Here is a 13,859-nt window from a genome sequence, read left to right on the forward strand (position 1 = left end):
GCCCGCATGCCTGCCGAGATTCGCAAGGCCCGCGCGTCAGACGTCGATGACCTCGCCGCCATCGAGAAGGCCGTTTTTCCGGGCGACAGGCTCTCGCGCCGCTCTTTCCGCCAGTTCATCGAACGTGAAACCGCCGAGATGCTGGTGGCCGAGAACGAGGGCCGTGTCGCCGGCTATGCCGTGGTGCTGTTTCGCAAGGGCAGCGGCGTCGCGCGGCTCTATTCCATCGCCGTCGGTCCCTTCTTCGGCCGGCTCGGTATAGGCCGCCTTCTGCTGGCGGCGGCCGAAGAGGCGGCCTTCGAGCACGACCGGCTGCTGCTGCGCCTCGAAGTGCGCGAGGACAACGATCGCGCCATCCGTGTCTACGAGCAGGCCGGCTATCGAAAGCTGGGCCGCGAGCCCGACTATTACGAGGATGGCGCGACGGCGCTGCGCTATGAAAAGACGCTGCGCGGCGACACCGCGACCGCGACCAAGGTGCCGTTCTATCAGCAGACCTGCGAGTTCACCTGCGGCCCGTGCTGTCTGATGATGGCGATGGCCAATTTCGACAGTGGCTTCGTGCCGGACCCGGTCATGGAGATCCGCCTGTGGCGCGAGGCGACCACGGTCTTCATGATGTCCGGCCCTGGCGGCTGCGAGCCTTTCGGCCTGGCGGTCGCCGGCTACGAGAGCGGGCTAGCCGCCGAGATCTTCGTCTCCTTCTACGGCGCGTTGTTCCTGCAGTCGGTGCGGAGCGAGGACAAGCGGCGGGTGATGGAGCTCGCCCAGGTCGATTTCCGCCGCCGCGCCGAGCTCTACGGCATTCCCGTCAACTACCGTCCATTCGGCATCGACGATATCCGCCAAGCCCTTGCCGAGGGCAAGTTGGTGGTGGTGCTGATCAGCGGCTTCCTTATGTTCGGCAAGAAGGTACCGCATTGGGTGCTGGCCATCGGCGACGATGGCGACCATATCCTGATCCACGATCCCTGGGTCGAGGATGAAAGACAGGAAACGATCCTCGATGCCGCAAACATTCCGGTGCCTTACGACATCTTCATGAACATGGCGCAGTTCGGCCGCGACGGCCTGCGCGCAGCTATCACTCTGGGAAAACGCTGAGACAATGACCTGGGTTATTCTGACAGGCAGGCAGAACGACATCGATCAGGTGGCCACACCCCACAAGATCATCACCAACCGCGACTATCTCGCGCATCCGGCACTGTTCCGCGGCCAGCGGCCGAAGGTGATCAACCTGTCCAACAATTACGGCTACCAGAGCCGCGGCTACTACGCCTCGCTGCTGGCCGGCTCGCGCGGCCACAGGGTGATCCCGACCGTCGAGACCATGATCGACCTGTCGGAGCGCAAGCTCTACGAGCACGCGCTGCCGGAGCTCGAGCTGGCCTTGAACAAATGCAGGAAGGACCTCGGCGGGACTTTCCCGGCCAAGGTCGCGATCTTCTTCGGCATCGGCCCGTCGAAAGTCTGGGACCGTTTCGCCAAGCTGTTGTTCGACTGGTTCCGCGCGCCGGCGCTCGAGGTCCATATCAAGGACAGCGCCGAATGGGCCTCGATCCGCAAGATCGGCTTCCTGCCGCTTGCCCGCATGACCGAGAGCGAGGAAGAGTTCTTCCTGCAATGCCTGGACACCTACACCAACCGCGAGTGGCGCGACACCAAGGGTCGCACGCCGGCGCGTTATACATTCGCGACGCTGGTCGACCCGCATGAGGAACTGCCGCCGTCGGAAATCTCCTCGCTGCGCTACTGGGCGAGGATCGCCGAGAAGATGGGCGTCGAAGTCGAGCCGATCACCAGGAAGGACCTCGCCAAGCTCGCCAATTACGACGCGCTGTTCATCCGCGAGACCACGTCGATCTCCAATCACACCTACCGCTTCGCGCGCCGCGCCCAGCAGGAGGGCATGCCGGTGATCGACGATCCGCTGTCGATGATCCGCTGCACCAACAAGGTCTATCTCAACGAGCTGATGACGTACAACAAGGTGCCGGTGCCGCCGACAGTGATGATCGCCGGCACGTCCGACTTCGAAGTGGCGGCGCAGACGCTAGGTTTTCCCCTGGTGCTGAAGATTCCGGATTCGTCCTTCTCGCGCGGCGTCAAGAAATGCGAGAACATGGCGGAGCTGACCAAGCTTGCGACCGAATGGCTGGAAGATTCCGATCTGCTGATCGCGCAGAAATTCATTCCGACCGAATATGACTGGCGCGTCGGCGTGCTCGGCGGCCAGCCGCTTTTTGCCGTGCACTATCTGATGGCGAAGAAGCACTGGCAGATCGTCAACCACAAGGCCAGCGGCAAGCCCGACCAGGGCGGGATCAAGACATTCACGCTGAAGCAGACGCCGCCGCATGTCGTCGAGACGGCGGTCAAGGCCGCAAAATGCATCGGCGACGGGCTCTACGGCGTCGACCTCAAGGAGACCAAGGACGGGGTCTTCGTCATCGAGGTCAACGACAATCCCAATCTCGACCACGGCTGGGAGGATTCCGGCGAGAAGGACGAGCTCTGGGTGCGGCTGACGCAGTGGTTCCTGGAACGCCTGGAGAGGCCGGATAAGTAACGGCCGGAAAGGCGGAATTGAGGAACTGGGGAATTGAAGAATTGAGGAACTGATGAACTGAAGACGGATGGCTCCGATAGCTGCTCCATTCTTCAATTCTCCAGTTCCTCAATTCTCCAATTCTAGTTTGTTCGAATTGAGGGAAAAGAAATGCTGTTCTTCGTGATCGAGGATTTTCACGGCGCGGACCGCAAGGAAATCTACCGCCGCTTCCGCGACAAGGGCCGGTTGAAGCCGGATGAGCTCGTCGTGCATCACAGCTGGATCGCTGGCGATATGAGCCGCTGCTTCATGCTGGTGGAAGCCGATGATGCGACGGTGCTGCAGCGTTGGGTCATCGAATGGGCGGATCTGGTCGAGTTCGAGATCGTTCCCGTGGCCGGCAGCAAGGACATGGTCGCCGCGCTGGCCGGTCACCTCTAAAGCGTTCCTGACTGAAAAAACCGTGTGACACTTTTCCGGAAATCGCTCTAGCAACCATCCGGTCGTGCCGTTTCTTCAATTTGCGAAGGACTGCCTAACTGCGTCTTAAGATCGACTTGTTATCCCGCCGGTATTGTGGGTAGCTGGGAGTTGTCAAAGATGATCAGGCTGTTTCAATCAGGTAGTTGCAGCCAAATACTCTATTTCGCCCTTCTGCTTTTTTTGCTCGGATTCGATTTTGCCAAGGACCCGATCGAGCATTTTCTGGTGGGGACGAAAGAAGGCATTCAGAAGCAGATCTATGCGGCGGACGGCAATAGCTTAGCCCGGAGCCAAAGGGCCTTTGTCGAGGAACTGAGGACACCCGACTATGGGATGCACGATGCTCCGAGGTCTGTCGAGCAGCATGCCTCCGGCACGGTTGCCCAGGCGCTCGCCATGGAAGCAAAAAGCTCCGCCATCGGTACGGTCTATATCTCCATCCTTGTGGCGATGGGCTTTGCCACCATCGTCGCGATTATTTGGATGGTGTTCGCCCGCGTGCGCGACATCGGCTGGCCGGCAGCCGTGGGGTTCGGCATTCTTGCGCCGAAGCTTGCAATCTCGATTCTTCCCGGCGGTCTTCCGCCGCTGACCTTCGACATCCTGCAATATGGATTCATCGCTGCGATGATAGGGCTCGGGCTCGTGCCGGGCGGATTTGCCGGCGGACTGCGTGCCGAACCGGCGAGGCAGGCGGTGACAGCCGATCCGGTGCGACGCACCGCTGGTCAATTGGTCAAAGACGACGCTGAGCCGTGTCACTGAGCGCCGGCGATCCGACGGCGCGCCGGCATTCGCCGATCAGCCATTCCCGGAACGCCGCCACGGCATCGCGCCTCGCGCTGCGTTCGGGGACTGTGAGGCAATAGGGTTGGCGCAGTTCCAAGAATTTCGGGACCGCCCGCACCAGCTTGCCATCCTCCAGCGCCCGGGCGCAATAGATGCCTTGCGCCAGCGCCACGCCCAGTCCTGAAATGGCAAGATCGAGCGCTGCCCGCGACGAGTTGGCCGAAAGGCCGCGCTGTGCCGCGCGGCCGGGCTCGCTTCCCGCCGCCTCGAACCAGTTGCGCCAGGATGGGAAGGACGCGCCCGTCGGTCCCCAGTCGGTGTGAATGAGCGGCAGGCCGGCAAGGCTGTCGGATCCGGTCGCGCCGACCAGCGTTGGCGCGCAGACGGGATAGACGGCGTCCCTGACGATTTCCTCGGTCGGATGCTCCCGGTAATGAGGACCGTAGGAGAGGCGGATGTCGATCAATTCATGATCGAACGGTACCGGGTCGTCGTCTCCTCTCAGCGATATGTCGGCGGCGCCGTGGGAGGCAACAAAATGGGCGATGCGCTCGGAAAGCCAGCCCATCGCCATGGAGGGTGGCACCGAAACGACGAGCCTTGGCCGGAACGCATCGCCGCCGACATCGCGGGCGACGCTGCCGATCTCGCGGAAGGCCATGCTGAGCCGCGGCAGCATCTCCACCCCGGCCTCGGTCAGCACCGCGCGCCGGTTGACCCGATGGAACAGCTTTCGTCCCATCTGCTCCTCGACGGTACGGATAAGCTGGCTGACGGCCGCGGCCGAAATCGACAGTTCCTCCGCCGCCGCCGCGAAGCTGCCTGTGCGCGCCGCCGCTTCGAAGGCCTGAAGTCCGCGCAAGGAGGGAAGAGCGACCATGGCAATCCGAAAGATAAGGTTACCTTACCTATTTCGCAGAAATCCTCGTTTTTCGAAAGGTTTCTTTCTGGGTATCGTGGTTTCATGAACGCAATCGACCACGACACAGCCATCGACCATCGCTCGGTGATAGCCTCGCTGACGAATGAGGAGCGCAGCCGGCTGACCGGCAAATCGGATGGGCCAGGCCTTGTCCAGTTCGCGCTCCATCTCGGCGCGATCATCGTCCTTGGCGCCCTGATCGCGGCCAAGGTGCCGTTCTGGCCGGTGCTGATGCTGCCGCAAGGCGTCCTGATCGTCTTCCTGTTCACGCTGCTGCATGAAACGGTGCACAGGACGGCGTTCGAAACGCAGAGGCTGAACGATATCGTCGCGCGCTTCTGCAGCCTGGCGATCGCGCTGCCGGCCGATTGGTTCCGCTACTTCCACTTCGCCCATCATCGCTTCACCCAGGACCCCGAGAACGATCCGGAGCTCGCCTTTCCGAAGCCCGAGACATTGCGGCAATACATCGTCCACGTCTCTGGCCTCCCGGTATGGTGGGGCCATTTGAAGACGCTCTACGCCAACGCAATGGGGCGCTGCCGCGACAGCTATGTGCCGCCAAAGGGCCTGCCGAAGGTGAGGGCCGAGGCGCGGGCGATGATGGCCTTCTATGTCGTCCTGTTCGCGCTTGCGGTCTGGTTCAAGGCGTCAGTGGTGCTCTATGTCTGGATCGTGCCGGCGCTGCTTGGCCAGCCGTTCCTCCGGCTTTATCTGCTGGCCGAGCACGGCCGTTGTCCCTTCGTCGCCAACATGCTGGAAAACACCCGCACGACGTTGACCAACTGGTTCGTGCGCAAGCTTGCCTGGAACATGCCCTACCATGCCGAGCACCACGCCTATCCCGGCGTGCCGTTCCACCAACTGCCGCAATTCCACAGGCTGATCGAGCGGCACCTCAAGGTGGTCGAGCCAGGCTATGTCAGCTTCCATGAGAAGTATATCGGGACACTCAACTGACCGTGCCTGACGTCGGGAAACCCGGCTTCAGCCCGATTGGCGCAGCAGCGCCTGCGCGCGCAGCAGACGGTTCACCTCGGCGGCCTTGGCCGGCATGCCGATCAGATAGCCTTGCGCTTCGCCACAGCCGGCCTTGCGAAGCATGTCGAGCTGCGCTTCGGTCTCCACACCCTCGGCGGTGACGGTGATGCCGAGCTCGGCACCGAGCCCGATCACGGTGCGCACGATCGCCGCCGTGTCGCGCTTGTCGAGATCGCTGGTGAAGGAGCGGTCGATCTTGATCTTGTCGACGGGGAAACGCCGGAGGTAGCCGAGCGAGGAATAGCCGGTGCCGAAATCGTCGAGCGCGATGCGCACGCCGAGACCGCGCAACTGGCTCAGCGTCTTCAGCACCGCGTCGCTCTCGTCCATCATCACCGTTTCGGTGATTTCGAGCTCGAGGCGGTTGGCCGGCAGGCCGGAAAAGGCAAGCGCCGCGATCACGCTGCGGGCGAAGCCGCCGTTCTTGATCTGCGCGGCCGAGACATTGACGGCCATGCGCATGTCCGGCGGCCAGTTCGCTGCCACGTTGCAGGCCTTGCGCAACGCCCAGTCGCCGAGCTGCACGATCAATCCGGTTTCCTCGGCGACGGCTATGAAGTTCTCCGGCGACACTAGGCCGCGCGACGGCGAGCGCCACCGCATCAGGGCTTCGGCGCCGACAATTCTGCCGGAGCCGATGTCGAGGATCGGCTGGAAATCGAGCTCGAACTCGCGCCTGGAGAGTGCTGCCTCGAGCTCGGCCTCAAGCGCCCGGCGCTCGCGCATCAGGGCATCCATGCCCGGCTCGAAGAAGCGATAGACATTGCGTCCTTCGCTCTTGCCCCGGTAGAGCGCCATGTCGGCGTTGGTGAGCAGCGTGTCGGCATCGTGCCCGTCGCCGGGATAGAGCGCGATGCCCAGGCTCACGCCCACATGCATTTCGCGCCCCTTGTCGCGATAAGGCTTGCCGACGATCTCGACGATGCGCTTGGCGAGCTTTTCGGCGTCGGCGACGCTCCCGATGCCGAATTGGATGATGGCGAACTCGTCGCCGCCAAAGCGTGCCACCACGTCCTTGCTGCTGCGCACGGAATGCTGCAGCCGCGTGGCGACGCATTGCAGCAGCCAGTCTCCGGCCGGGTGGCCGAACGTGTCGTTGACGGCCTTGAAGCGGTCGAGGTCGAGCGAGAGGATCGCCAGCGGCTTGGCCTCGCCAAGCGCCTGGTCCAGCCGATCGCGAAACATCGAGCGGTTGGGCAGATTGGTCAGCGTGTCGTGATGCGCAAGATGCGTCATGCGCTCCTCGGCGCGCCGGCGCTCGGTGACGTCCTCGAAAGTCGCAACCCAGCCCCCGTCGGTCAGCGGCCGCCGCAAGACGAACAGCGTTCGGCCGTCGACCAGCTCGCGGTAGCTCGAGTGCGACTGGCCGGCATCCAGGCTGGCCTTCGTCTTCCCGACCTCGACGTCGATTTCGACCGGCGCGAAGATGCCGAGGCGAATGAGTTTGTCCAGCATCTGGCGATGCGTCATGCCGAGCGCGAAATCCGACGCCTTGGCGTTGCACAGGTCCAGAAAGCGCTGGTTGCGTACGATGAGCCGGCCCGCGGCGCTGTACATCAGCAGGCCTTGCGACATGTTGGCCAACGCGGCGTCGAAGCGGCGGTGCTGCTCCTTCAGTTCCGCCTCGGCGCGCCGCTCCTCGGTCACATCCTCGTAGATCGACACCCAGCCGCCGACGGCGATCGGCCGGTGCGAAATGACGATAATGCGCCCGTCCGACAGAACTTCCTCATAGGTCGAAGCCTTGGCCCCGTCGATGTAAGGCTTGCGGATGGCATAAAGCTCGCTCGCGCTCTGCGAGGCGATGCCGATGTCGACGCTGTGCTGCAGGATGTCGAAGAAAGGAATGCCGGGCTTCACCACCTTGGCGTCCAGGCTGAAGATGTCGAGATAGTTGTGGTTGCAGATGATCATCCGCTCGTCGGCGTCGAACATGCACAGCCCATGCGACATGTTCTCGACAGCCGCCGCGAAGCGCTCGTTCTGAGCCCGCAATTCTTCGGCGATCCGCCGCACCGGACCAATGCCGGCCGTTTTTCGCCTGCCGGCGACCGAACCAGTCTTGACATGTGCGCCGGGCATGAGCACGCCTTCGGACCGTGACCGAACGCAATACTGTCGCGGTCGCCGGTTAATTTAGCGTTCTTCTATGTGGTTGAATTCACGGCTTGCGAAGACTGGCGCCTGGCTTCCAGCGTCTTGAAACGCTTGAGAAAAGCCGTTTGCGCCCAGGTCACGGATTTTGGCGTGAAGTCGAAGCGGTCGGCGGAGAAGCCGCGCGGTCGCCCGAAATACTCGGTCGCCTCCGCGGTCGAAAAGCCGGCCAGCAGCGTCGCCTCGTAATAGGCGGCGATCTGGTCGGCGCGCTTGATGTCCTTGAGCAGGGAGGCGGTGAGTTCCGCCGGCAGCGAGAAACGAAGATGGATGGCGCGCTGCAAGCGCAGCTCGCAATCCTTGTAGGAACCGCCCATCACCGACTTGAACGGCGAGATCATATCGCCGATGACATATTCGGGCGCGTCGTGCAGCAGCGCGGCGAGCCTCGCCTCTGCTGTGGCCTCCGGCGACAGCTCGCCATAGAGCGCCTCGACCAGCAGCGAGTGCTGCGCGACGGAGAAAGCATGGTCGCCGCTGGTCTGGCCGTTCCAGCGGGCGACGCGGGCAAGGCCGTGCGCGATATCGGCGATCTCGATGTCGAGCGGCGAGGGGTCGAGCAGGTCGAGCCGACGGCCCGAAAGCATGCGTTGCCAGGCGCGCGGCGGCGCGCCGGCCCGGTCGGCCGCCATCAGGCCTCCTCCGCGCTGATCGCATCCTGCGGGAAGGCGAACTTCGCCCAGCCGGGAATGGCGAGCGTTACCGGAACCTCGCCCGCCATGACCGCCTCGCCGGCATCGATCGCCGCCTTGACGCGGTCGATGCGGGCGATGGCAAGACCGGTCCGGCCGTCGACAGACCCAAGTGTGCCCACCGGTCGGCCAGCGACGGTGAGCTCGGTCCCGGCCGCAGGCAGGGGGCTATCGGCCGACGCGATCAGCACACGGCGCCGCGCGGTGCCGCGATGCTGCATGCGCGAGACCACTTCCTGGCCGACATAGCAGCCCTTCTTGAAGCCGACGCCACCCGTCTCGTCGAGCAGCACGTCGTGCGGAAAGGCGTCGCCGAGTTGGTAGTCTGAACCGCTCTCCGCGATGCCGTTGCCGATGCGCAGCATCTGCCAGGCACTAGGGTCGCCGCCGTCCTTTGCCTCGCCGCCATAAGCGCGCCTCACCGCCACATCGCGGAAGCGCGTGTCGGCGAGCGCCGTTGAATCAGAAAATGAGACGGTTGAATCATCGCCCCATGACACCGTGACAAGCGCCTGATCCCGCTTGGCAATGTCGGCCCTGGCCCTTAGCCGGTAAAGCATCAGCCGGCGTATGAAATCGTCGACGATATCGGCCCGGCATTCCAACTGGAAGCCGTTGTCGCCGACGCGCGAGATCAGGAAATCGAACAGGATCTTGCCTTGTGGCGAAAGCAGCGCGCCTGGCTTTGCCTGGCCCGGACCGAGCGCGTCGAGATCGGTGGTGAGGATGTTTTGCAAAAAATGCTCGGCATCGGGCCCTGAAACGGAAATGAGCGCGCGGTCTTTGAGTTGGGCAAAGGGCATGGGTGAAATCGGCCTGATCTTGCAAAACGTCCGGTCATTACGTAAGCCGGCCACACTCCCCCCGCAAGAGATTGGACCTGCCCATGGCAACCACCTTCGACCTCATCCTGACAGGCGGCACCGTGGTCAACCATGACGGCGAGGGACGGCGCGACATCGGGGTGAAGGCCGGACGCATCGCGCGGATAGGCGATCTCGGCCAGGCTTCAGCCGGCGAAACCATCGACTGCGCGGGCCTGCACATCCTGCCGGGCGTTGTCGACAGCCAGGTGCATTTCCGCGAACCGGGGCTGGAGCACAAGGAGGATCTGGAGACCGGATCCCGCGCCGCGGTGCTGGGCGGCGTCGCCGCCGTCTTCGAAATGCCCAACACCAATCCGCTGACCACCAGCGAGGCGGCGCTTGCCGACAAAGTGCGGCGCGCTACCGGGCGCATGCATTGCGACTTCGCCTTCTGGGTCGGCGGCACGCGCGACAATGCCGGCGACGTCGGCGAACTGGAGCGGCTGCCGGGCGCCGCCGGCATAAAAGTGTTCATGGGTTCGTCCACCGGCGACCTTTTGGTCGAGGACGATGAAGGCGTCGCCTCGATCCTGCGCAACACCCGCCGCCGCTCCGCCTTCCACTCCGAGGACGAGTTCCGCCTGCGCGAACGGCTCGGCGAGCGCATCGAGGGCGATCCGTCGTCGCATCCCGTCTGGCGCGACGAGATCGCGGCGCTGCGCTGCACGGAGCGGCTGGTGCGTATCGCGAGGCAGACGCGCGCGCGCATCCATGTGCTGCACATCTCGACGGCCGAGGAGATCGTCTTCTTAGAACAGCACAAGGATGTCGCGACCTGCGAGGCGACGCCCCATCACCTGACGCTTAGCGCCGACGACTATGCGCGGCTCGGCACACTGATCCAGATGAACCCGCCGGTGCGGGCCTCGCGTCACCGCGACGGCGTCTGGCACGGCATTTCGCAGGGCATCGTCGATGTTCTTGGCTCCGACCACGCGCCGCACACGCTGGCCGAGAAGGCGAAGACCTATCCGGCCTCGCCGTCCGGCATGACCGGCGTGCAGACGCTGGTGCCGATCATGCTCGATCATGTCAACGCAGGCCGGCTCACATTGCAGCGCTTCGTCGACCTTTCCAGCCATGGTCCGCAGCGCATTTTCGGCATGGCCAGGAAAGGCCGCATCGCCGCCGGCTACGATGCCGACTTCACCATCGTCGACATGAAGCGGCGCGAGACCATCACCAACGTGCAGGCAGGCTCCAGGGCCGGCTGGACGCCCTATGACGGCAAGGAGGTCACCGGCTGGCCGGTCGGCACCGTCGTGCGCGGCACGCGCGTCATGTGGGAAGGCGAGATCGTGACGCCCGGCCAGGGCAGGGCGGTGGAGTTTTCCGAGGCGCTGCCGGCCTAATCCCGCCGAAAATTGGATTTGTTAAGCGCTCTGCATTATCTTGAGCGCCATGACCGCGAATATTGGGCCAATCATTCCTGCGGAGTTTCCTGAGCTCCAGGCACTCGCCTGGAACCGCGATGTCACGCGCCCCATCCCGGCCGAAGAAGTGTTTGCGCTTTATGAGCGCAACTGGCGCTTTGTCGATCAAAAGCGCCTTACGGCTCGTGAGAAACTGCTTATTGCGAAACTAGCCGACGAATTCGGCCACGGTATCCTTCTGACCACGTCGTGATAATCCATCTTTCTGTCCTCGATGCGCGCACCGCTGCGCCCGACGGAATATTGCGGGTAGAGATCATGAAGGCGTTCGAAAAACCGGAGCACAGGATAATTGCCGAAGCCCTCGGACTGATGGATCGTGACTTTCTGACGGCCAATCAGTGCTGGTTTGGCGGAGGCACAGCCATTGTCATGAAGCTTGGCGAGTATCGTCGGTCGCTGGATCTGGATTTCCTTTGCGCCGACGCCGGCGGCTATCGCGAGCTGCGAACACAAGCATCGGAACTCGGCGTTCGGGCTTTTTTCCCTGAATCCGTCGATGCCATCCGGGATTTCCAGATCGACCAGTACGGCCTGAGGACCGTTGTGAGGCTCAAAGGGCAACCGATCCGGTTCGAAGTCGTCCGGGAAGGCCGCATCGATTTGCGCGGTCATTTCGACGAGGATTTGGGGGTACCGGCGCTCGTTCCTGCGGACATGTTTGCTGAGAAGCTGCTGGCGAATGCCGATCGATGCCAGGATCGTGCCGTCGCATATCGCGATGCCTTCGATCTTGGGATGCTGGTCAAGGCGTATGGGCAGATGCCGACTAAGGCCCTCGACAAGGCACAAGCCGCCTATGGCTCCGACATCGAACGCAAAATCGCCTGGGTCGTGGCCAAACTCCGGGACCAGAGCGAATTGCGCGACGCAGCCGAAGCCTTGCAAATGGACCCCGTCTTGGGAACCGATGCCATTTCGGCCCTGCGAAACGAAGCGGCTCGGATATGGCCGCAGGCCGGTAAGCGATAGGTTTCGGGCCTAATCCCCGGCGACGAAGAACAGCCACTGGCCCGTCGGGGTGATGCCGACGCGATAGAAGATGTAGGCGCCGAACTGCTTCATGTCGTCATAGTCGCTTGCGGTGACCAGCTTGAACAATTCGACGCGTTGCCTGGGATCGAGCTTGTCGAGCGGCAGCGCGAAGAAATACGGCCAGACATAGAGTTCCTGCGGCGTTCCGGTGTCGACATGGACATAGCCGGCCGAAAGCACCTCTTCCAGGATGGCGAGGATTTCCTGGCCGTCGCCGTCGCCCGAGAGGCTTTTCAGGAAGGTGATCGGGTCGCCGTCGATGTCGCCCAGCGACAGTTGCGTCATGGAATCGCCCTTGCCGATCAGCGCTCTGAGCTTTTCGATGTCGCCGGTCCGACAGGCTTCGATGATCAGCCCATGCATGCGCTTGACCGGTTCGGGAAGCGTGTTGAGGTCATAGACGACCGCAGGTGGCGGTGCGTCCGGATCCGCGCGCGGGCTGGTGATGCCGCCATTGGCGGGCGGCGTCTTCGGCTCCGATTTGTCCGTGTCATCGGCAGGCTGGTCCGAGGGCTTGGTGCCGGGCGCCTCCGGCATCGGCACGGTAGCCCCGGGCGTGGCGCCGTCGCCATTGGCGGGCGGGGTCACCGGGGAAGGCAGGTCCTCGCGCTGGATCTCGCTCAGCGCGTAGGAAGGCGTGCTGGTGAGGCACAGAGGCAGCGCCAGGCAGGAAGCGGCGACCAGGATGCTGAGGGTCAGTCCGCGCGGCCGGCCCGACATCGAAAATCTCACCGCTTGCCTCTCCATGGTACCCGGGTTCGGCCCGGCCGGCGCTCCGAATGTCCGAGCGCATGGGCATGATGCCCAAATGGCGTGTCGCCGTCAAAAAGTCATGGTCAAAAAGTCGTTGTCGAAACGGGTGGTTAGTGCTTCAGCCGTTCCGGCTCGAACGCGCCGGCAATTACCTTTTCCCGCATGCGGTCGAGCAGCGCGAGCGCCGAGGTCTCGCCATTGGCGCGCAACATCTCGCCGAAAGCGGTCTCAAGCGCCGCTTCGGCGATGATCTCAGGTTCGATGCCGGCCGACAGGCCCTCGGCCCACGCTTCGCTGTGGCTTTCCACGGCGGTCAGCCGCTTTTCTTCCCTGACCAACGCGTCGATGTCGCTGACACCATGTTCCATTGCGATGTCCACCTTCCGCAAGCGGCGATCCGATAGTGGACCTAGCTTGACCTGTCAGTTCGTCCGCAGCCTCATTTAAGTCTTTGTAAATACGACATTTTTACGGTCGAAATCTACATTTCGGGTGAGATTGCGCTCAATCGGTTTCGAGCTTAGCCGATTAGACCGGCTTGGGGCATCAAAACCTTCAGTTTGAGTTAATTCCACAATCGCGCACTAACGTTTCATTAACGCTGTTGCGCAAGTGCAACACATGATTGCATCAGAGTGGGACAGGAGACAATAAGGCAGCTCACATTGGCGCCGATTGTCGCAAAAAATCTGCGCAAAACGCGCAGCGGCCGCAGATCCAGCCTCAATTCCCGTAGCGCGAAGCGATGTCGCGCGACAACGTCTCGCCTTCCTTCATATAGCGGGCGATGGCCTCGGTCGCCGAAGGCGTGCATTGCGTGTAGATGCCGCTGAAGGAGCGGTAGCCGCGGTTGAAGGAGGCGATGAAGCGGGCGCGCCGGTCGGGATCGGGGTTTTCCGATTCGAGCAGCTTTTCCATCTCGGCCCGCCACTGGTCGCCTTTCTCGCCGCACAGGTTGCGCAGGAAATGCAGCGATCCCAGCACTTCCGCCAGCCGCATCAGCCCGGGCTCGAACGGCGCCTCGGCGGCAATCGCCGGCCGCGCGGCAACGGCCATGCTGACGGCGAGGCACGCGGCGAGAAGAGGAGAAGCGCGGGACATCAAAGCCTTGGCGTGAGGGAGCTAAGGCTTTGTGGC

At 63.1% G+C, this 13,859-nt stretch carries 15 protein-coding genes; 8 read left to right on the plus strand and 7 right to left on the minus strand.

What is annotated here, in order from left to right; translation table 11 throughout:
- Positions 1–6 precede the first annotated feature (6 nt).
- The 4 genes from RFM52_RS23465 (at position 7) to RFM52_RS23480 (ending at position 3,802) form a co-directional block, all read left to right on the plus strand.
- Complete coding sequence (locus RFM52_RS23465) at positions 7–1,104, plus strand: peptidase C39 family protein (RefSeq protein WP_320294978.1); 1,098 nt, start codon at positions 7–9, stop codon at positions 1,102–1,104.
- Positions 1,105–1,108: 4 nt separating this feature from the next.
- Positions 1,109–2,572: a RimK family ATP-grasp domain-containing protein gene (locus RFM52_RS23470; RefSeq protein ID WP_320294979.1), complete on the plus strand. Its 1,464-nt coding sequence runs from the start codon at positions 1,109–1,111 to the stop codon at positions 2,570–2,572.
- A 150-nt stretch (positions 2,573–2,722) separates the two neighbouring features.
- Positions 2,723–2,995 carry a DUF3303 domain-containing protein gene (locus RFM52_RS23475; RefSeq protein ID WP_320294980.1) on the plus strand — a complete coding sequence of 91 codons (273 nt, stop codon included), beginning with the start codon at positions 2,723–2,725 and terminating at the stop codon, positions 2,993–2,995.
- Between the two features lie 159 nt (positions 2,996–3,154).
- Complete coding sequence (locus RFM52_RS23480) at positions 3,155–3,802, plus strand: hypothetical protein (RefSeq protein WP_320294981.1); 648 nt, start codon at positions 3,155–3,157, stop codon at positions 3,800–3,802.
- Here the strand turns inward: RFM52_RS23480 and RFM52_RS23485 are convergent.
- Positions 3,774–4,706 (minus strand): LysR substrate-binding domain-containing protein, encoded by a 933-nt coding sequence (locus RFM52_RS23485; RefSeq protein ID WP_320294982.1) that lies wholly within the window; start codon positions 4,704–4,706, stop codon positions 3,774–3,776. The genes RFM52_RS23480 and RFM52_RS23485 overlap by 29 nt on opposite strands.
- A gap of 111 nt (positions 4,707–4,817) precedes the next feature.
- Between RFM52_RS23485 and RFM52_RS23490 the strand changes: the two genes are divergently transcribed.
- Positions 4,818–5,708, plus strand: a complete 891-nt coding sequence (locus RFM52_RS23490) for a fatty acid desaturase family protein (protein WP_320295042.1) — start codon at positions 4,818–4,820, stop codon at positions 5,706–5,708.
- A gap of 27 nt (positions 5,709–5,735) precedes the next feature.
- Here RFM52_RS23490 and RFM52_RS23495 read toward each other — a convergent pair whose 3' ends face one another.
- From RFM52_RS23495 to ygfZ, 3 genes are all read right to left on the minus strand, one after another.
- Complete coding sequence (locus RFM52_RS23495) at positions 5,736–7,871, minus strand: putative bifunctional diguanylate cyclase/phosphodiesterase (protein WP_320294983.1); 2,136 nt, start codon at positions 7,869–7,871, stop codon at positions 5,736–5,738.
- 65 nt (positions 7,872–7,936) lie between these two features.
- Positions 7,937–8,575 (minus strand): HD family hydrolase, encoded by a 639-nt coding sequence (locus tag RFM52_RS23500; protein WP_320294984.1) that lies wholly within the window; start codon positions 8,573–8,575, stop codon positions 7,937–7,939.
- Positions 8,575–9,438 carry a CAF17-like 4Fe-4S cluster assembly/insertion protein YgfZ gene (gene ygfZ / locus RFM52_RS23505; RefSeq protein WP_320294985.1) on the minus strand — a complete coding sequence of 288 codons (864 nt, stop codon included), beginning with the start codon at positions 9,436–9,438 and terminating at the stop codon, positions 8,575–8,577. The genes RFM52_RS23500 and ygfZ overlap by 1 nt, the downstream gene beginning before the upstream one ends.
- Before the next feature lie 83 nt (positions 9,439–9,521).
- Here ygfZ and RFM52_RS23510 point away from each other — a divergent pair, with 83 nt between their 5' ends.
- The 3 genes from RFM52_RS23510 to RFM52_RS23520 all read left to right on the plus strand — a co-directional run bounded on the left by RFM52_RS23510 (position 9,522) and on the right by RFM52_RS23520 (position 11,906).
- Positions 9,522–10,853, plus strand: a complete 1,332-nt coding sequence (locus tag RFM52_RS23510; RefSeq protein WP_320294986.1) for a dihydroorotase — start codon at positions 9,522–9,524, stop codon at positions 10,851–10,853.
- 49 nt (positions 10,854–10,902) lie between these two features.
- Positions 10,903–11,127 (plus strand): hypothetical protein, encoded by a 225-nt coding sequence (locus RFM52_RS23515; protein ID WP_320294987.1) that lies wholly within the window; start codon positions 10,903–10,905, stop codon positions 11,125–11,127.
- A gap of 65 nt (positions 11,128–11,192) precedes the next feature.
- Entirely contained in the window at positions 11,193–11,906 is a 714-nt protein-coding gene (locus RFM52_RS23520) for a nucleotidyl transferase AbiEii/AbiGii toxin family protein (RefSeq protein ID WP_320294988.1), read from the plus strand.
- 9 nt (positions 11,907–11,915) lie between these two features.
- On the opposite strand, the gene RFM52_RS23525 is transcribed toward RFM52_RS23520, so the two are convergent.
- From RFM52_RS23525 to RFM52_RS23535, 3 genes are all read right to left on the minus strand, one after another.
- The gene (locus tag RFM52_RS23525; RefSeq protein ID WP_320294989.1) at positions 11,916–12,701 is read right to left on the minus strand and encodes a hypothetical protein; all 786 of its coding nucleotides are present in this window, start codon (positions 12,699–12,701) and stop codon (positions 11,916–11,918) included.
- A 131-nt stretch (positions 12,702–12,832) separates the two neighbouring features.
- Positions 12,833–13,090 carry a hypothetical protein gene (locus tag RFM52_RS23530; protein WP_040984202.1) on the minus strand — a complete coding sequence of 86 codons (258 nt, stop codon included), beginning with the start codon at positions 13,088–13,090 and terminating at the stop codon, positions 12,833–12,835.
- A gap of 355 nt (positions 13,091–13,445) precedes the next feature.
- Positions 13,446–13,823, minus strand: a complete 378-nt coding sequence (locus RFM52_RS23535; RefSeq protein ID WP_320294990.1) for a TIGR02301 family protein — start codon at positions 13,821–13,823, stop codon at positions 13,446–13,448.
- Positions 13,824–13,859: the final 36 nt, after the last annotated feature.

Source organism: Mesorhizobium humile, from assembly GCF_033977215.1.
GTDB classification, from domain to species: domain Bacteria; phylum Pseudomonadota; class Alphaproteobacteria; order Rhizobiales; family Rhizobiaceae; genus Mesorhizobium; species Mesorhizobium humile.